This is a genomic window from Arthrobacter sp. FW306-06-A, from assembly GCF_021870055.1.
In the GTDB taxonomy this organism is placed as follows: Bacteria; Actinomycetota; Actinomycetes; order Actinomycetales; family Micrococcaceae; genus Arthrobacter.
This window is the reverse complement of record NZ_CP084552.1, coordinates 491,411-510,193: the sequence shown is the minus strand read 5'-3', so window position 1 is coordinate 510,193 and position 18,783 is coordinate 491,411. Positions and strand designations below refer to the sequence as shown.

The following is an 18,783-nucleotide window of genomic DNA, read 5'->3' as shown; positions in this document are numbered from 1 at the left end:
TTGGCCGCGGGCCGTTTTCGCTTTTAAGCAGGCCTCAGTTTGCCGTCCCAGGGCTGCGCCGTCGCCAGACCGTGGGGACGCCGTCGAACGCGGGAAAAACGTGGCCCTCGAAGAAGGACAGCACCGTGTGGGGATCGAGGTCCGGGCTCCAAAGACCGGAGGCAGGGCAGTGCGAACCGGTGGCGGTGGAGGCGGCGCCGGCGGATGCCTGGCGTTCCTTCAGCAGGGCGATGCGTTTCATCGTTGAGACCATCCTGGGGTGACAAAAAGTGGGCGGAAAAGCACGTACTCCCACCCTAGGAAAGGGCGCACGCCGCACCAATGGGCGGCTGGCCAGAATCAACCCCTCCTGCTGGACGAATGTACAGTCACGCGCCGCCCTGACCGGCGGATCAGCCCACCTCGCCGCTTTCCGCAACGACGGCAGCGTCGTGTTCCATGCCGAGGTCCGGGCCCGCGCCAAGGCTGCCCAGCAGGGCCAGGGCGTCCGACGACGGCGATCCCGGCCGGGCCGAGTACACCCGGAGTGTCTGGTCGGGGTCCTCCGGCAGGACAAGGTTTTCAAAGTTCAGTTCCAGGTCGCCCACCGAGGGGTGGTGCAGCCGGACGGTGCCGGCAGCGCGGGTTGCCACCCGGTGTCCGGCCCACCACTGGCGGAAGTGTTCACTGTGGACCGCCAGCTCACCCACCAGGTGGTTCGCCTGGGGATCGTTGGGGTGCCGGCCCACGTCCAGGCGGAGAGATCCAGCCGCTTCGGCCGCCACCGTTTTCCAGTCCCGGAACAGTTCCCGGGCGGCGGGATCAAGAATGGTCCAGCGGGTGAGGTTACGCTCCGCGGGCGGCAGCGCCGGGAAATCGGTGAACAGCAGGAATGCCATCCTGTTGCCGGCCAGGACGTCGTTGCGGCGGCCCAACACCAGAGCCGGCACTTCCCCCACCGCGTCAAGCAGTTGGCGCAGCGCCGGCCGGACACCCTGTGCTGCAGCGGCACCGGGTTCACGGGGAGCACTGGCGCAGTTCTCAAGCAGGTCCAGCATGTGCGCGTGCTCGCTGCTGTCCAGGCGCAGCGCCCGGGCCACCGCGTCCAGGACAGTCCGGGACGGGTGGATATTGCGGCCCTGTTCCAGCCGGACGTAGTAATCCGTGCTGACGCCGGCCAACCGCGCCACTTCCTCGCGCCGCAGGCCGGGGACCCGTCGGGCACCCGTGCTGGGGCCCGTCCCGGCGACCTCCGGACTCAACCGGGACCGCATGGCTTTGAGGAATTTTCCGAACTCGGCGCTTTGACCCATGCAGACCATTCTGCCTGCGTTGGGGTCCCCGCTCTACAACGAAGGTAGGACTGGCAGTCCTAGGAAAAACAGGAACAGCTTTGCCTGCTGACTTGGGGGCCAAAAGTGCATAGGCTCAGGAGTGAGCCGGTGGAAACCGCTTTCTCATCTGTCGAGCAGCCGGCACCGATTTTCCAGCACCTCATCTTCCAGCCACACCCTCCCAGAGAAGGAGCACACCCATGTCAGAGCTGACACTCAACAATGGCGTCACCATCCCGCAGCTTGGCTTCGGCGTTTTCCAGGTCCCGCCGGAAGACACCCAGCGGACCGTGGAGGATGCGCTCGAGGCAGGCTACCGCCACATCGATACCGCCGCGGCCTACCGGAACGAGGCAGGAGTGGGGGCAGCACTGGCCGCCACCGGCATCGCCCGCGAGGAAATCTTCGTCACCACCAAGCTCCGCAACGGCGAGCAGGGCAGGGCACAGGAAGCATTCCAAAACAGCCGCAAGGCGCTGGGCCTGGACTTCATCGACCTCTACCTCATCCACTGGCCCGTCCCCTCCCAGGGGCTTTTCGTCCAGGCGTGGAAGGAGATGGAGCGGCTCTACGAGAACAAGGAGATCCGTGCCATTGGCGTCTCCAACTTCCTCTCGGACCACCTGGACACCCTGCTGGAATCCGCCGAAACTGTGCCGGCCGTGAACCAGATCGAGCTCCACCCCAGCTACCAGCAGGCAGACCTGGCGACCAAGTGCCGCGGCCTGGGCATTGCCGTCGAGGCCTACAGCCCCCTTGGACAGGGCGGAGACCTCAACGGAAACGCCGTCACCGAAATCGCTGCTGCGCACAACGCCACCACTGCCCAGGTGGTGCTCGCCTGGCACCTTGCCAACGGAAACATCGTCATTCCCAAGTCGGCCAACCCGGACCGCATCCGCGAGAACTTCGCGGCTTCATCCCTGACGCTCTCCCGGGACGAACTGGCCGCCATCACGGCGCTGGAGTCCGGCGCCCGCATTGGTTCCGATCCCGCCGTCGCCTCCTTCACCCAGATGTAGGGACCTGCAGGCTCAACCTCTGCCTGCCGGCTCCCCCACCGAAAGGATTTTCCATGCAGTACACCCACTTGGGCCGCTCCGGCCTGAAAGTCTCCCGCCTCTGCCTGGGCACCATGAACTTTGGGCCGCAAACGGAAGAAGCGGACGCCCACAGCATCATGGACTCCGCCCACGAGTCAGGCATCAACTTCTTCGACACCGCCAACGTATATGGCGGCGTTGACCACCGCGGCTGGACCGAGGAAATTATCGGACGCTGGTTCGCCAAGGGCGGCGAGCGCCGCGAGCACACCGTCCTGGCCACCAAGCTCTACGGCACCATGACGGACCGTCCCAACGAGTCCAAGTTGTCAGCACTGAACATCCGCCGGGCCCTGGACGCAAGCCTCAAGCGCCTGCAGACCGACTACATCGATGTGTACCAGTTCCACCACATCGACCGCGACACCCCGTGGGACGAAATCTGGCAGGCCATCGAGGTGGCAGTGCAGCAAGGGAAGATCCTGTACTCAGGCAGCAGCAACTTTGCCGGCTGGCACATCGCACAGGCCCAGGAAGCCGCCCGACGCCGCAATTACAACGGCCTGGTCAGTGAACAGTCCATCTACAACCTGTTCCGCCGCGAGCTCGAACTGGAGGTCATCCCGGCGGCGCAGCAGTATGGCCTGGGCCTGATCCCCTGGTCACCGCTGCAGGGCGGGCTGCTGGGCGGCGTGCTGAAGAAGGAACGCGAGGGCGTGCGGCGCACCGAAGGACGGGCCGCCGAAACGCTGAAGAAGCACCAGGACCAGATCCGCCAGTACGAGGACTTTGCCGACGAGCTGGGCCACGAACCCGGCGACGTCGCCCTGGCGTGGCTCCTGCACCAGCCCGCGGTCACGGCTCCGATCGTGGGCCCCCGCACCCAGGAACAGCTGGTTGCCGCCATCCGCGCCCTGGACGTCTCGCTTGACGAAGACGCGCTTAAGCGCCTGGACGACATCTTCCCGGGACACCGCACGGCGCCGGAAGACTACGCGTGGTAACCCAATTCGCTGCCGATACGGTGGCGCCGAGGAGCATCCTGTTCATCGGTGGCACGGGAGTCATCAGCGCGGCGGCGGCAGAGCGTGCCGTCGCGCTGGGGCACCGGCTGACCATCCTGAACCGCGGCCAGTCCACCCGGCCTGTCCCGGAGGGCACGGAAGTGCTCCACGCCGACGTCCGTGATGCAGCGGCCGTCCGGGAGGTGCTGGGCGGCAGGGAGTTCGACGCCGTCGCGGACTTTATCTCCTACACCCCCGACCAGGCGCAGTCCAGCATGGAGCTGTTCCGGGAGCGGACCGGGCAGTACGTCTTTATCAGCTCCGCCTCCGCCTACCAGAAGCCGCCCACCAGGCTGCCGATCCGTGAGTCCACGCCGTTGAAGAACCCATTCTGGGAGTACTCCCGGAACAAGATCGCGTGTGAGGAGCTGCTCTTCCGGGCCTACCGGGAGGATGACTTTCCCCTGACGGTCGTCCGGCCATCGCACACCTACGACCGCACCAAGATCGCCATGGTGGGCGGCTGGACGGACATCCACCGCATGCGCAACGGCCTTCCGGTCATGGTCCACGGCGACGGCACCTCGCTGTGGACGCTGACGCACAGCAAGGACTTCGCCAAGGCCTTCGTCGGCCTGCTCGGCAGGCCGCAGGCGGTGGGCGAGAGCTACACCATCACCTCGGACGAGTACCTGCCCTGGAACCAGATCTACCAACTGTTCGCGCGGGCAGCGGGGGTCCGGGAACCCGAACTGGTACATGTGGCATCCGAAACCATCGCCACCCATGACGAGGAACTGGGTTCCAACCTCCTGGGCGACCGGTCCCACTCGGTGGTCTTTGACAACACCAAGATCAAATCGCTGGTGCCGGACTACACCGCCACCATCCCGTTCGCGGACGGCGCCCGGGAGATTATTGAGTGGTTCGACAGCCACCCGGAACTGCAGCAGGTGGACGAGGCCTACATGCAGCTTTCCGACAAGCTCACCGGCTGGGCGCGCCAGGGAGCCTGAGCCCACGGACTCCGCCGCAACTGGCCTGCCACCCTCCGATGGCAGGCCAGTTGCGCAGGGCGGCTGTGCTACATTTCGGCGCATGACTTCGCCCCCTTCCAACCAGCCCGCGGACGGGCATCCCGCCGACGGGCCTGTCGCCGCAGCCATCGGGCTCCTGGCGAAGCAGGGCTTCGATGCCACGTCGGTCGAGGAGCTCGCGGAAGCGTCGGGAATGAGCCGCAGCACGTTCTTCCGCAGGTTCGGGTCGAAGGAGGACGTGGTCTTCGCGGATCATGAGCGGATCCTGCGCCAGGTGAATGACCGGCTCGCCGAATCAAGGCTTGAGCCGCTCGCCGCCGTTGCGGACGCCGCCCTGTTGGTCTTCGAGCACCACCTGCGGAACCCGGCAACGTCACGGGCCCGCTTCGGGCTGCTGCAGGCAGTCCCGGCCCTTCGCGACCGGGAACTGGTCACGTCCCACCGCTACGAGCGGGCATTCCTGCAGTTCCTCAATGACCGGCTGCCTGGGAAGGGGCGGCACGAGTACAAGGCCGTCGCCTTCGCCGCGGCCGTAGTGGCCGTGCACAACGCCTTCCTCCGCCAGTGGCTGCGCACCACTCCGAAGGCCGGGGACACTACTGCGGCAGACAAGAACAGGGCGGCAGCCCTCGCCGCAGAACTCCAGGTCCTGTCGGATACGTTCCGGCCTGCGCTCCTCGGTTCCCCCACCCCCTCCCAACCAGCCCCGACCGTCGTCGTGACCGTCCTTCCCGGCCCTGCCGACAGGGAAGCCATCGCCCAGGCGGTCCGGGACGCCCTGCCCTAGCAAAATTCCCTACCAGCCCTCGTGGTACGCAGTTTCTTGACGTGGAACTCCGTTTCATTGCATCCTTGTTCAATGTGGCGCGAGCCACACTGCCCGGCAGTTCCGCCGCCGCTGATTTAAAAGGATGCAAATACATGACGACGACGTCCCCCACCCGGGTGCCCGCCAGCGCCAAAAGTCCCACCAGCTTTCCCGGCGGCACGGTGGAACCGGACTACATCCTCACCGAGGCGCTGGGCACCGACCCGGCATCCGTCCTTACCGGCGTCACCGATGGGGACCGCGCCTACTGGGACCGGGCCCGCAGCTTTGTCCAGAATGAGGTCCTCCCCGTCATCGATGGCTACTGGGAACGCGGCGAGTACCCCCTGCATCTCCTCCAGCGCCTTGGCGAACTGGACCTGCTGCGCGACGGCATTGCGGTGGAGGGGTACGCACCCATGAGCAGCATGGCCGCCGGCCTGGTGAACATGGAGCTCAGCCGCGGCGATGGCTCCGTGGCCACGATGGTGGCAGTGCAGGGCGGCCTTGCCCTGCGGTCCGTCGCGGAATGCGGCTCCCCGGAGCAGAAGGAGCGCTGGCTCCCGGCGATCGCCGGCGGCGCGGAATACGCAGCCTTCGCCCTCACCGAACCCACCCACGGCTCCGACTCCGTCGCCCTCGAGACGACGGCCACCCGCACCGAGGGCGGGTTCCTGCTCAACGGTGAAAAGAAGTGGATCGGCAACGGCTCAGTAGGCGGCGTCAGCATCGTCTGGGCCCGGGGCGAGGACGGCCAGGTCCATGGCTACCTGGTTCCACAGGACTCCTCCGGCTACACTGCCACCAAAATCGAAGGCAAGCTGGCCCTCCGCGCCATCTGGCAGGCGCACATCCGGCTGGAGGACGTCTTCGTCCCGGAAGAGAACGTCCTGCCTGGCGCCCGCACCTTCAAGGACACGGCCCGCGTCCTGTTGGCGACCCGGCTGGGCGTGGCCTGGTCCGCCGTCGGGCATGCCACCGCGTGCTACGAAACGGCCGTCCAGTACGCCAAGCAGCGCAAGCAGTTCGGCCGGCCCCTGGCCGCCTCCCAGATCGTGCAGGAACGGCTGGCCCGGATGCTCAGCGAACTGGCCACCATGCAGCTGATGGTGGTTCAGATGACCCGGCTTGATGAAGCCGGAACACTCACGCCCGAGCAGGCGTCGCTGGCCAAGTACACCTGCACCCGCACCGCGCGCGGTATTGCTTCCAACGCGCGCGACCTGCTGGGCGGCAACGGCATCCTGCTGGAAAACCGCGTGGCGCGGCACCTCGCCGACATCGAGGCCATTCACACCTACGAAGGTACCGAGACCATGCAGGCCCTCATCATCGGGCGCGGCATCACCGGCACTTCCGCCTTCGCGTAACCCCGCCCAACACCTTCGAAAGGATTGTTCTTGAACCAGAACGCCAACATCCCCGTCATCCTGGGCGGCGCCCGCACCCCGTTCGGCCGGTTCCGCGGCGGCCTCACGCCCTTCTCCTCCAGCGACCTCGGAGCGCACGCCATCCGGGCCGCCCTGGAACGGACCGGTGTGGCACCGGAGCTGATCGGTGCCGTCATCGTGGGACAGGTCATCCAGGCCGGTGCCGGACAGGGTCCCGCCCGCCAGGCCAGCCTGGCCGCGGGAATCGGCTGGGACGTCCCCACCATCACCATCAACAAGCTTTGCCTGTCCGGATTGACTGCCGTCATCGACGCTGCGCGGATGATCCGGACCGGGGAAGCGGACTTCATTGTGGCCGCCGGCCAGGAGTCCATGACCAACGCACCGCACCTGGTCCCCGGCCTCCGCGCGGGCGTGGTCATCGGCGATGCCCCAATGCTGGACTCGCTGAACCATGACGGACTGCAGGACCCGGTCACCGGCAAGCTGATGGGCGAGGCCACCGACGCCGGGAACACCGAACGCGGCATCACCCGTGAGGAGCAGGACGCCGTGGCGGCACGCTCCCACCAGCGCGCCGACGCTGCACGCGCTGCCGGGGTGCTGGCCGATGAGATCGCGCCGATCCAGGTGCCGCAGCGCAAAGGTCCGGCCGTCACCCTTGAGCACGATGAAGGCATTCGCCCCGAAACCACCGCGGAGTCCCTGGCGCAGCTGCGCCCGGCGTTCTCCAAGGCGGAGACGGCCACCATCACCGCGGGTTCGTCGTCGCCACTCTCCGACGGCGCGGCCGCCCTGGTCATTGCCAACAAGGCGGCGGCTGAAGCCGCAGGCCTGGAATGGATCGCCGAGATCGGCGCCCACGGCCAGACCGCCGGCCCGGACGGATCGCTGCACTCCCAGCCCGCCAGGGCCATCGAGCGGGCGCTGAAGGTCCAGGGACTCACGGTCCAGGAGCTGGATTTGGTGGAAATCAACGAAGCCTTCGCCTCCGTCCTCATCCAGTCCGCCAACGACCTCGGTATTGAAGCCGAAGCCGTGAACGCCGAAGGCGGCGCCATTGCCCTGGGCCATCCAGTGGGAGCATCGGGGGCGCGGCTGGTGCTGCACCAGGCGCTGGCCCTGAAGCGCCGCGGCGGCGGCACCGGCGTCGTGGCCCTCTGTGGCGGCGGCGGCCAGGGTGACGCCCTGATCCTCACAGCATGACCCACCCCGACGAAGAAGCAGGCCATGACAAACACGAACTCCGCTGACGGCTTCGCCACCATTTCGGTGGCAGCCGTGCTGGCTGAATCAGCCAAAAGGACTCCCGACAGCATCGCCCTGGTGGTGGGTGAGGAGCAGGTCAGCTACGGCGACCTGTGGCGCCAGACCCGCGCCTATGCCGGCGCACTGAGGGCGCGCGGCGTCGGCCCTGGAGACGCCGTCGCCGTCCTGATCCCGAACGTTCCGGACTTCGCCCGGGTGTACTACGCCATCCTGTCGCTCGGTGCCATCGTTGTGCCCGTGCATGCCCTGCTCAAGGCGCGCGAAATCGAGTACGTCCTGCAGGACAGCGGCGCCAAGCTGCTGATCTGCGCCGCTCCGCTGCTCGGGGAGGGGGCAGCGGGTGCCACGGCCAGCGGAATCGACGTGCTGACGGTGATGGCTCCCGACGACGGCGGGTTCCCCCGGCTGGAAGCGGAAGCTGCGGACGCGGAGCCCATCCGGACGTACGAACCGTGCCGCCCCTCGGACACGGCCACCATCCTCTACACCTCGGGCACCACCGGGAAACCGAAGGGCGCGCTGGGCACCCACTTCGCCCTGGTGGAACAGACCAGCACCCTGCTGACCAGCGTGATGGACTTCCAGCCCGGCGATGTCCTGTTCGGCGGCCTGCCGCTCTTCCACACCTTCGGCCAGACGGTGGTCCTCAACACCGGGCTGCGCGCCGGCGTCACCATCGTCCTGATGCCGCGGTTCACCGGCGAGGACGCCCTGAAACTGCTGGCCAAGCACAACGTCAACATCTTCATCGGGGTGCCCACCATGTACGTGGCGCTCCTGGAAGCCGCCAAGACCGTACCGGACCGGCCGGCCGCCCTGCGGTACGGCATCTCCGGCGGTGCATCCCTTCCGCTGGCCGTCATGGACAGGTTCCGCGACGTCTATGGCGTGGAGATCCACGAAGGCTACGGCCTGACGGAGACGTCGCCGGTGGCCGCCTTCAACCACGTTGGCACCGCACCCCGGCCGGGCACCATTGGGATCCCGATCTGGGGTGTTGATATCGAAATTGCCAGGCCCGAGGTGGTGGACAGCATTGAGCTGCTTCCCAACGGCGAATTGGGTGAGCTGGTCATCCGAGGCCACCTGCTGATGAAGGGCTACCTGAACCGGCCCGAGGCAACGGCGGAGGCCGTGGTGGACGGTTGGTTCCGCAGCGGGGACCTTGGAACAAAGGACGACGACGGTTACCTCACCATCGTGGACCGCAAGAAGGACATGATCATCCGGAACGGCTACAACGTCTACCCGCGGGAAGTGGAGGAGATCCTCCTGACGCATCCCGCTGTGGTCAGTGCCGCCGTGTACGGGATCCCGGACGAGGTGCACGGCCAGGAGATCGCGGCAGCCATCGTGCTGGACGCCGGAGCAAGTGTCACCGAGGCGGAGTTGATCGACTTCGCCAGCGCACAGCTGGCCGCCTACAAGTACCCCCGGGTGGTCCGCATACTCTCCGAACTCCCCCTGGGGCCCAGCGGAAAGATCCTCAAGCGCAAGCTTGCCGAGGACCCGGCCTAGTAGGTACGGCTGCCGTACCGGGCCCGACAAGTCCAGGCATTGCCCGCCAGGCGCGGGACACCTGGCTGGCACGAGTGGCACCGCGCGGCGTGGAGGTGGGGCGCTTGATCCGGAGGGCCGGCTGCAAAAGCAGCAGGCCCTCCGGACTTCTACAACGTTCTAAATACCCTCTCCGCGCCAGGAAAACAAGGCTTCCCCTACCCCTCCCCCCACCGCTAGATTGCTGGGGAAGCGTTTTCCGGTCTCAAAATTGAAAGGATTCATTGATGAATCCACGCCTTACCCCCGTTCGCCTGCTCTCCGTGGGCGCCGCCGGCCTGGCACTTGCGGTCGGATGCCTCGCAGCCCCGGCCTCCGCCGTCGGCCCCTCCCCCAAGCCTGATAGTCCCGGCATCCAACTGGACCATCTTGACCGTGGCCTGGTCGCCGCCGGCACCTCCGAGGGCGTGTTCCTCAGCTGGCGGCTGCTGGGCACCGAGGCAACCGGCTCCTCCGCCACCGGCCTTACCGGCACCGACTTCAACGTCTACCGGGACGGCCAAAAACTGGCCACCGTCACGGACAGCACCAACTTCCTGGACCGGGCTGGAACGGCGGGGTCGGCCTACCATGTGCGGGCCGTCGTCGGAGGCGTCGAGGTGGACCGAAGCGCCACTGCCACGCCGTGGGGCAGCAACTTCAAGGACATTCCGCTCAAGAAGCCTGCCGACGGCGTCACCCCGGGCGGCCAGGCCTACGCCTACTCCGCCAATGACACCTCCGTGGGGGACGTGGACGGCGACGGGCAGTATGAGTTCATCGTCAAATGGGACCCGAACAACTCCAAAGACGTCTCGCAGGTGGGCTACACGGGCAACACCTACGTCGACACCTACGAGGCAGACGGGACGCTCCTCAGCCGCATCGACCTGGGCGTCAACATCCGCTCGGGCGCGCACTACACCCAGCTGCTGGTGAACGACTTCGACGGCGACGGCCGGGCGGAGATGATGATGAAGACGGCCCCGGGGACCAAGAGCACCAGCTTCAACGCGGACGGCAGCGTGGCGGCCAGCTCGTTTATCTCCCTGCTTCAATCCGATATCGAAGCCGGCTACTCCAACACCGACGACTACCGCATGAGCGCGGCGGATTACTACCAGCACATGGTGAAAACCTTCCAGGGCTGGACCGGGCACCCGGAGGTCAAGGCAGGCCGCTGGCCTGCCACCCTTGAGGAAGCCTTTGGCATCGCCCCGCAGTACAAGTACCCGCTCTCCCAGGCTGACGCGGAAAAGCTCACCGACTACTTCATGGACGTCTACGCCCCGTCCCGCAGTGCACGCAACAACCTGCGCGCATTTGAGGGCTTCATCGTGTCGGGACCGGAATACCTGACCGTGTTCGAAGGCGCCACGGGCAAGGAACTTAAGACGGTGGCCTACACCCCGGGGCGCACGGACGACGGCCTGATGTGGGGCGACTATGCAATGGCGCGGATTGAGCCGGGGAACCGTGTGGACCGGTTCCTTGCCGGCGTTGCGTACCTGGACGGGCAGAAGCCGGCGGCGGTCTTCGCCCGCGGTTACTACACGCGCACCACCCTCGCCACTTACACCTGGGACGGATCCAACCTTTCGCCTGTCTGGAACGTGGACTCAGGCTGGACGCCCATGACCAACCCGTTCAACGACTCTCCGCACGGCCGGGACGGAACAGACCCCACGTACGGGAAGCTCACCACGCAAGGTTTCCATTCCCTGAGCGCCTCCGACGTGGACGGTGACGGCAAGCAGGAGATTGTGTACGGGTCGGCAACGCTCGACGACGACGGCTCGGTTTTGTACACGTCCTTCGACACCCTGCCGGCAGGCAGTGCGTCACCCGGCCAAGAGGCCCGGCTGGGCCACGGCGACGCCATGCATGTGACCGACATCGACCCCAACCGGCCCGGCAAGGAAATCTTCACCGTCCACGAGGGAGCGGCGTACGCCCCCTACGGCTACGCCATGCGGGACGCGGCCACCGGGGAGGTCCTGTTTGGAGCCTACTCCGGCAAGGACACGGGCCGCGGCATGATCGGCGACGTGGACCCGTCCCTCCCCGGCATTGAAAACTGGGCCATCGGCATGCAGTCCGCCGACGGCCGGAAGCTGTCCAGCAGCGCACCGGGCACCAACATGAGCATCAAATGGGCCGCGGACATGACCACCCAAATCATCAACGGCTCCGGGGACCAGACCCCCACCATCGATGACTGGAAGCGCGGCCGGCTGCTCACGGCGGACGGTACCCGTACCAACAACAGCACCAAGGGAACTCCCAGCCTGGTGGCGGACATCATGGGCGACTGGCGCGAGGAAATGGTGGTCCGGACGGCGGACAGCTCGGCCCTGCGGATCTACCTGAGCACGGAAGTGACCAACCACAAGCTCTACACCCTGATGCATGATCCGCAGTACCGCGCCGAGGTAGCGCGCCAGAACACGGCCTACAACCAGCCGGCTTACACCGACTTCTACTTCGCGTCCGACATGAAGTTCGGCAACGTCCCGCTGCGCAGCGCGTGGCTTCCGGGCAGCATTAAGGCCCTGCAGGACATTCTGGCGGACCTGGTGGAGTCAGGGGACGTTTCCGGTCCGGTGGCGAGCCAGCTTGGCACCAGCGTGCAGCAGGCGGCAAAGGCGGTCCAGGACCGTAACCCGGCCAAGGCGGGCCAGGCCGTGCAGCGGTTCGTGGACTTCCTTGCGCAGCAGAAGAACCCGGATACGGTATCAAATACGGCCCGGGTGTCGCTGGAGTACAACGCCGGCAATATCCTGAGGGCATTCTCGAATGCCGGGCAGTGAGAGCCGGGACCGCCGATACAGGGGAGACTGATGGCATGACACTTGCACCGCTCATCGAACTCAATGACGGCAACAGGATTCCGCAGCTGGGGCTTGGCACCTGGCCGCTGGACGACGAACAGGTGGCAGCCGCCGTCGTACAAGCCGTGGAAGCCGGGTACCGGCACATCGATACCGCTGTGAAATACGGCAACGAACGCGGGGTTGGCAACGGCATCCGCGCCAGCGGCGTGGACCGCAGCGAGCTGTTTATCACCACCAAGCTGGACGGCGAGTTCCAGGGCCACGACCGCGCCGTGGCCGGCCTGGAGGGATCACTGAAGCGCTTGGGGCTTGACCATGTGGATCTTCTGCTGATCCACTGGCCGCTCCCCGGCCGGGACCAGTACGTTTCCACCTGGCAGACGTTTGAACGGCTGCAGGCCGAGGGGAAGGTCCGGTCCATCGGGGTGTCCAACTTCAAGCCTGCCCACCTTGAGCGGCTCATGGCGGAAACCGACGTGGTTCCGGCGGTGAACCAGATCCAGCTCAGCCCTGCAATCACCCGGACTGCTGAGCGCGAATTCCACGCCCGGCATGGGATAGTTACGGAGTCCTACAGTCCTTTGGGCGGCTCGGGAGCAGATTTGCTCAGTGCTCCCGTCCTTTCCCAACTGGCCGAAAAGCATGGAAAAACGCCTGGCCAACTCGTCCTGCGGTGGCACATACAAAACGGATTGGTAACGATTCCCAAGACCGCTTCTCCGGAGCGTATGGCCGAGAACCTGGACGTGTTCGATTTCGCCCTGGACCCGCAGGATCTAGCGGAACTTTCGGTCCTGGACGAGGGTCCCGGCGCGGGCAACGACTCGGACAAAACGGGGCACTAAAACGGGCCTAAACAGCACTTTTTTCCTAAAACAGGGTTGGCAAAAAGATAGTAAGCATGATTACTATTGAGCCAGAAGGACGAAGTGCCTCCCGAACATGGGGGCCTCCTTTACTTTGGAAGAGAGCGACAAATGGGATTTATTGCATTTCTGATTCTCGGACTTATCGCCGGCGCGATTGCTAAGGCAATCCTTCCGGGACGTCAGGGTGGCGGCTGGATCATCACCATGGTGCTGGGCGTCGTAGGCGCACTGCTCGGTGGTTGGATCGGTGGCGCCCTGTTCGGCGGCGGACTGCAGGAGTTCTTCTCGCTGCAGACCTGGCTGCTGGCGATTGTTGGCTCGCTGATCGTTCTTGCGATCTATGGCATGGTCACCAAGCGCGGCGCACGCGGCTAATAACTGCAAACGCCAGGAAGCCGGCCTGGGGACACCATCCCCGGGCCGGCTTTCACTTTCTCCGGCCGGGGCCATCATGGCTCCTCCGCCGGGACTGACAACCTTCTCGCAGAGCAGGAGTTCATCGTGAAAAACAAGCTTCTTTTGGGTGTAGGCGTTGCCGTCGGCTATGTCCTCGGCTCGCGGTCAGGCCGTGCTGCTTACGACAAGCTGAAGGCCCGTGCGGCCGGCGTCTGGGACAGCAAGCCGGTCCAGGACAAAGTTTCCGTAGCTACGGAGGCCATCAAGGAAAAAGCACCTGAAGTGGCGGGCCAGCTAGGCGAAGCCGCACGCAGGGCAGGGACAGTGCTTGGTTCTGCCGTGAACCGGGATGGCTCGTCCAGCGGCCACTCTTCCGCTGCGGCCAGTACTTCTGCCGGTACCTCCACTGGTACCTCTACAACAGCCGCGGGCGGCCTTGGCGAAGACCACATCCCCGCGCACAGCACCCACCCGGAAACCACCAATCTTGGTACCTCCGATGGGACCGGCGCAAAGGCCTGATTCCCGTTTCATTACTCGGTCACCGCCGCGTGACATGGGACTGAGCAGGCTTTGTGCTACAACTGAATCGCGTTGCCGGCCGTCGCGATCCTTGGGGGACGCGGCGGCCGGCAGTGTTTAATCCAGCACCTTCCGGAGAAGATTCCCGGACGCTGCCGTAACTCCATGTTTTCCACATAGGGGTTTTGGGGTCTCTTGATTGTCGGTGGTGGCTGGCAGAGTGGGGTCATGGAGGCCATTGGGGAAGATCTTGGGAGGGCGTACGACGCCGGCTGTCGGCTGCCGCGCCCGGCCCACCTTCACCCGGTCCCCAGCGAGGAACCTGTGCAGCCATCAGCTTCGGGGCCCGGGGAGCAGGACGTGTTGGACGGGCTGGCCGCACAGCTGGCTGCCGCTGCGTTGGACGCCCCCGGGCTGCTGGCAACCGCCAGCCATGCCGAAGCTGCAGATTTCGCCGCACGGGTCGAGGGCCTTGCCCGCTCCGTCGAGTACCTTCAACTCCTCTCAGCCGGGGCTTTGGACCGGGCCCGAACCCAGGCCATCAACGACGCCGCAGCCGCCAAAACCCGGGCAGGCCGGTCCCGCGCAGCCTCGTCCTCCGCAGGCCGGTCCACGGGCTGGATCACCGGGTGGGACGCCAACAGTGTTGGAACCCTCAACACCACCGAAACCCCGCACACCTCCCCTGCCGATGATGGGTGCCGGAATACTGCAGAGTTCCTCCGCCTGCGCCTGCAGATCCCCATCCGCGAAGCCCGCCGCCGCCTCACCCTCGCCCACCACGTCCTGCCCGGCACCAGCATCACCGGCGAACCACTCCCACCAACCCGGCCACACCTCGCCGCCGCCCTCACCCCCACCAACGGGAACACCACCACCGGGAACAACACCGAAACCGCAACCACCGTCGAGGGGACCACCATCGAAACCGGGCCGGGCCCGGCGGTTTCCTCGCACGCAGCGACCATCATCACCGCCACCCTGGACCGGCTCCGCCACCACACCACCGAAGAGACCCTGGACCGGATCGAACACCACCTCACCACAGCCGCCACCACCACCGACCCCGACTTCCTCACCCGCCTGGCCCAACGCTGGACCGACACCATCGACGCCGACGGCACCGAACCCACCGAAGAAGCCCTCCGCCACACCCAAGGCGCCTTCATCCGCAAACCCCGCCACGGCCTGCACCACCTCGAAATCTTCGCCACCACCGACCAATACGAACACCTCCTCACCGTCATGAACACCGCCACCAACCCCCGCACCACCAGCCCAAGCACAGGGAATGACACAGCCGACAGGGCGGGCACGGGAACTGAAGGCTGCACAGGCACCGGCACCGGAGACAACACCGGCACAGGCACGGGCACAGGAACAGGCACCGAGGGGAGCACAGCAGCGGGCAGCGCAACAGAGCACACCAGCCTGCCGGACCTGGACCGGCGCACCCGCGCCCAAAAACAACTCGACGGCCTGGTCACCGCCGCCAAAGCCGCCCTCACCACCAACACCCTGCCCACCACCGGCGGCAACCGCCCCCAAATCATCGCCACGATCCACTACCAAGACCTATTCCCAGCCAACGCCACCATCCCCGCCGGAAAATCAGGACCAACAACAGCAGAACCCGGAACGAACACAACCACCGGGACAGCGGCACGTACAGGCGCCGGGACAGGAACCGGGACCGGCATGTTCATGTTCACCGGGCCCGTCGCGGCCGCCACCCTGCGCAAAACCGCATGCGACGCCGACATCATCCCCGCCCTCCTGGGCACCAACAGCGAAATCCTCGACCTCGGCCGCAAAACCCGCCTCTTCACCCCCGCCCAACGCCTGGCCCTCACCGCCCGCGACCAAGGCTGCGCCTTCCCCAACTGCACCATCCCCGCCCCCTGGTGCGAAGCCCACCACATCACCTACTGGTCACACGAAGGACCCACCACCACCAACAACGGCGTCCTGCTCTGCAGCCACCACCACCACCTCATCCACAAAGAACAATGGACCATCACCACCACCCACCACACACCCACCTTCATCCCCCCACCCCACCTCGACCCCCACCAAACACCCCAACAAAACCACTACTTCAAACCACCCCCACCACCCCACCCACACAAATGAAACCTGCCCAAAGCAGTTCCCGCGGTACTTCGGTCGTCGGTTGGTTGGCCCCCACCTCGCGGCGGTGGCCCGGCCGTCATGGAAGATCCATTCTGATGGGCGCGTACGAACAGTTGGGCCTCCTTCCGCTTGGGAGTGGGCGGTTCTCTGTGTGAGGCTGAGCTGCAAAGGGAGAAGCTAGTGCCGTCCAGGATTTGAACGGCACCTTGGTCTGGCACTGAGCTTAAAGGCGGGAGGCTAACGCCGCCTCGTATTGATGGGTCTCGGTCTGGACTGTGCTGGAACGGTGAGACCTAACGCCGCATACGCGCCGGAATCAGGCGTCCGATAACCACGGTCCCATCCAGTTCCTCCGCACGAACCGTCCGTATGGCGAACCCGGCTGCGGCCAGGATTTCGGAGGTGCCGGCTGCCTGCCGCTTACTGGTTTCGATGAGGACATGACCGCCTGCAGCCAGCCATCGGATGCTTTCAGCAGCAATCCGTCGGTGGAAGTCCAGGCCATCAGGACCGCCGTCGAGTGAAACCGCAGGTTCATAAAGGCGCGCTTCCGGCGGCATGGTGCGGATGGCTACCGTGGGCACATATGGAGCATTAACAGTCAGGATCCGGATCCGGCCACGCAGTCCAAGTGGAAGAGCCTCGAACAAATCCCCGGCATGCGCCCGGCCACCGCGGGGTTCCAAGTTACGCCGGGCACACCGCACCGCTGCCGGCTCGATATCCGCCGCATGCAACTCCACCTGCGGGGCTTGACGGAGAATGGCAGCTCCCACCGCACCGGAACCGCAACAGAGGTCGACCACAACCGGGGATGCCGGCAGTGAATCGTCCCGCAGCACGCTCAAGGTTTCGCGCACCAGCAACTCCGTGCGGCGCCGTGGCACGAAAACGCCGGGCTCAACCGAAACCCGGGCACCTGAAAAATCCACCCAGCCCAAGATGTGCTCCAAGGGAACCCCCTCCATCCGGCGCTGGATATTCCGGGAAAGTTCCGTGGTGGTGGTCGTCTCGGCAAACAGGAGCGCGGCTTCCTCTTCAGCAAACACACAACCCACCGACCGCAGCAGGGAGACGACCTGGTCGAAGCCAGGTGATGTGGACAAGGTGTGAACAGCCCGCGATTTGGGAGGAAGCAGAGCGGCGCTCTCCGGTGAGGCTGCGGGCAACTCCACGCCGGCTAGGCCCAGTTCTCCGAACGGCGCAGGGATGGCACGATCGAGATGAATGCAGTCGTCATGTCACCCACCTCCTTTGCCGCTGTCGGAAATCCCATGCTAATCGGCGGCCTGGTATCAGGAAATAGTGGCCAACTGTTGGCAGGATGGAACCATGACCAACGGGGCAGCCAGCAACATCATTTGGATCGGCACCTATACTCCCGACGGCGGCGGCCGCGCGGACGGCATCGGTGCCGCCCGCGCGCACCAGGACGGAAGCCTCGAATGGTTAGGGACGGCAGTGGAGGCCCAGTCGCCATCGTTTGTGGTGGTGCACCCCAAACTGCCAGTGGTGTACGCGGCGGCCGAGCAGCGCAGGAAGGTGCAAGCGTACCGGCGCCTGGGGGACTTCGGCCTGGAACCGTACGGGGAACCACTGGCTGCCGGTGAAGCCACCTGCCACATTGCCGTCGACCCCGGCGGCCGCTTTGTCACCGCCGCGTGTTGGGGCGACGGTCAGGTCCTCCTCTACGAGTTGGATGCCGACGGCGGCATGACCGGTCGGTTCCCCGCTGCAGCGTCGGTTGACCCCCACAGCGCCCTTTCTCCTGGAAACCCGAGGCAAAGCCGGGCCCACGCAAGCCTTATGTTGCGTGACGGCCGCGTCATGACCACGGACCTGGGCCACGACACCCTCCGCATCTGGAACTACGAGCCGGGAACCGGACTGGTGGCCGACCATGAGGTGGTCCTCCCCTATGGCAGCGGCCCGCGCCACATGGTGGAGCACCCCTCCGGCAGCGTCTTCATCGTGTCTGAATACTCTGCGGAGGTCTTCGTGGTCCGCCCCGAAGCGGGCACCTATGAGCTGGTATTCCGTGGACCGGCAACGGCGGGCGGCAGCCAGGAAGGCGACTCCGCCGCCGAAATCTGCCTTGACCCGCAGGGAAACTTTGCCTACGCCGGCGTCAGGGGCTCAAACGTCATCAGCGTCCTGCAAGTTGCAGCTGACGGCACCGAACTGATCCCCGTCAAGGACGTCGACAGCGGCGGGAACTGGCCGCGGCACCACCTGGTCCGGGGAAGCTGGCTGCACGTGGCCCACGAACGGTCGGACAACATCGCCACCTTCGAGTTGGATCCTGCCACCGGCCTCCCAGGCCCGATGCTGCATAACCTGCCCACCCCATCGCCCACGGCCCTGGTGCCTGCAACCGGGCCTGCAACCACTCCTGCCACTGCCAGCTAGAGCGCCGGGCAGCCCCAACCTAACTGACCTTCCCTAAACACTGGAGTAATCCAGTGCAAGCGCTTACAGTTGTGACTCGGTTCACACGACAGTGTGCTGTCTTGTGCACCCTCCTGCCGCATCCCCATGTCAACGGCAAGCCTGTACAGCAGCGCTGCTTCCCAGGAAGGTCTCACCCTTGTTATTCCGCATCCCTCCCGGCGCGCCCCCACGCGCCCA

The 18,783-nt window shown here is 65.7% G+C and carries 16 protein-coding genes; 13 read left to right on the top strand and 3 right to left on the bottom strand.

Annotation, left to right across the window (positions count from 1 at the left end):
* Positions 1-34 precede the first annotated feature (34 nt).
* Positions 35-241 (bottom strand): hypothetical protein, encoded by a 207-nt coding sequence (locus LFT49_RS02540; protein WP_056331347.1) that lies wholly within the window; start codon positions 239-241, stop codon positions 35-37.
* A gap of 151 nt (positions 242-392) precedes the next feature.
* Positions 393-1,292, bottom strand: a complete 900-nt coding sequence (locus LFT49_RS02535) for a helix-turn-helix domain-containing protein (RefSeq protein ID WP_236800748.1) — start codon at positions 1,290-1,292, stop codon at positions 393-395.
* A gap of 221 nt (positions 1,293-1,513) precedes the next feature.
* On the opposite strand from LFT49_RS02535, the gene LFT49_RS02530 reads away from it, so the two are divergent.
* The 12 genes from LFT49_RS02530 (at position 1,514) to LFT49_RS02475 (ending at position 16,155) form a co-directional block, all read left to right on the top strand.
* On the top strand, positions 1,514-2,335 hold the full coding sequence (locus tag LFT49_RS02530; protein ID WP_237429664.1) for an aldo/keto reductase: 822 nt from the start codon (positions 1,514-1,516) through the stop codon (positions 2,333-2,335).
* 53 nt (positions 2,336-2,388) lie between these two features.
* Entirely contained in the window at positions 2,389-3,360 is a 972-nt protein-coding gene (locus tag LFT49_RS02525) for an aldo/keto reductase (protein ID WP_237429663.1), read from the top strand.
* Positions 3,354-4,376: an NAD-dependent epimerase/dehydratase family protein gene (locus LFT49_RS02520; protein ID WP_237429662.1), complete on the top strand. Its 1,023-nt coding sequence runs from the start codon at positions 3,354-3,356 to the stop codon at positions 4,374-4,376. Before LFT49_RS02525 ends, LFT49_RS02520 begins: the two co-directional genes overlap by 7 nt.
* Before the next feature lie 82 nt (positions 4,377-4,458).
* Positions 4,459-5,184: a TetR/AcrR family transcriptional regulator gene (locus LFT49_RS02515; RefSeq protein ID WP_237429661.1), complete on the top strand. Its 726-nt coding sequence runs from the start codon at positions 4,459-4,461 to the stop codon at positions 5,182-5,184.
* Between the two features lie 134 nt (positions 5,185-5,318).
* Entirely contained in the window at positions 5,319-6,575 is a 1,257-nt protein-coding gene (locus LFT49_RS02510) for an acyl-CoA dehydrogenase family protein (RefSeq protein WP_237429660.1), read from the top strand.
* 30 nt (positions 6,576-6,605) lie between these two features.
* Complete coding sequence (locus tag LFT49_RS02505; protein ID WP_237429659.1) at positions 6,606-7,802, top strand: acetyl-CoA C-acetyltransferase; 1,197 nt, start codon at positions 6,606-6,608, stop codon at positions 7,800-7,802.
* 24 nt (positions 7,803-7,826) lie between these two features.
* A complete protein-coding gene (locus tag LFT49_RS02500; RefSeq protein ID WP_236800739.1) occupies positions 7,827-9,383 on the top strand; it encodes a long-chain-fatty-acid--CoA ligase in 1,557 nt (518 codons plus the stop codon).
* A gap of 266 nt (positions 9,384-9,649) precedes the next feature.
* A complete protein-coding gene (locus tag LFT49_RS02495) occupies positions 9,650-12,211 on the top strand; it encodes a rhamnogalacturonan lyase (protein WP_237429658.1) in 2,562 nt (853 codons plus the stop codon).
* A gap of 35 nt (positions 12,212-12,246) precedes the next feature.
* Positions 12,247-13,080, top strand: a complete 834-nt coding sequence (locus LFT49_RS02490) for an aldo/keto reductase (protein WP_237429657.1) — start codon at positions 12,247-12,249, stop codon at positions 13,078-13,080.
* 132 nt (positions 13,081-13,212) lie between these two features.
* Complete coding sequence (locus LFT49_RS02485) at positions 13,213-13,479, top strand: GlsB/YeaQ/YmgE family stress response membrane protein (RefSeq protein WP_142131436.1); 267 nt, start codon at positions 13,213-13,215, stop codon at positions 13,477-13,479.
* Between the two features lie 126 nt (positions 13,480-13,605).
* Positions 13,606-14,022 (top strand): YtxH domain-containing protein, encoded by a 417-nt coding sequence (locus tag LFT49_RS02480; RefSeq protein WP_237429656.1) that lies wholly within the window; start codon positions 13,606-13,608, stop codon positions 14,020-14,022.
* A 228-nt stretch (positions 14,023-14,250) separates the two neighbouring features.
* Positions 14,251-16,155, top strand: coding sequence for an HNH endonuclease signature motif containing protein (locus tag LFT49_RS02475; RefSeq protein WP_237429655.1), 1,905 nt, complete (start codon positions 14,251-14,253; stop codon positions 16,153-16,155).
* 293 nt (positions 16,156-16,448) lie between these two features.
* Here the strand turns inward: LFT49_RS02475 and LFT49_RS02470 are convergent, their stop codons facing one another.
* Entirely contained in the window at positions 16,449-17,261 is an 813-nt protein-coding gene (locus tag LFT49_RS02470; protein WP_237429654.1) for a putative protein N(5)-glutamine methyltransferase, read from the bottom strand.
* 226 nt (positions 17,262-17,487) lie between these two features.
* Between LFT49_RS02470 and LFT49_RS02465 the strand changes: the two genes are divergently transcribed.
* Complete coding sequence (locus tag LFT49_RS02465; RefSeq protein ID WP_237429653.1) at positions 17,488-18,564, top strand: lactonase family protein; 1,077 nt, start codon at positions 17,488-17,490, stop codon at positions 18,562-18,564.
* Positions 18,565-18,783: the final 219 nt, after the last annotated feature.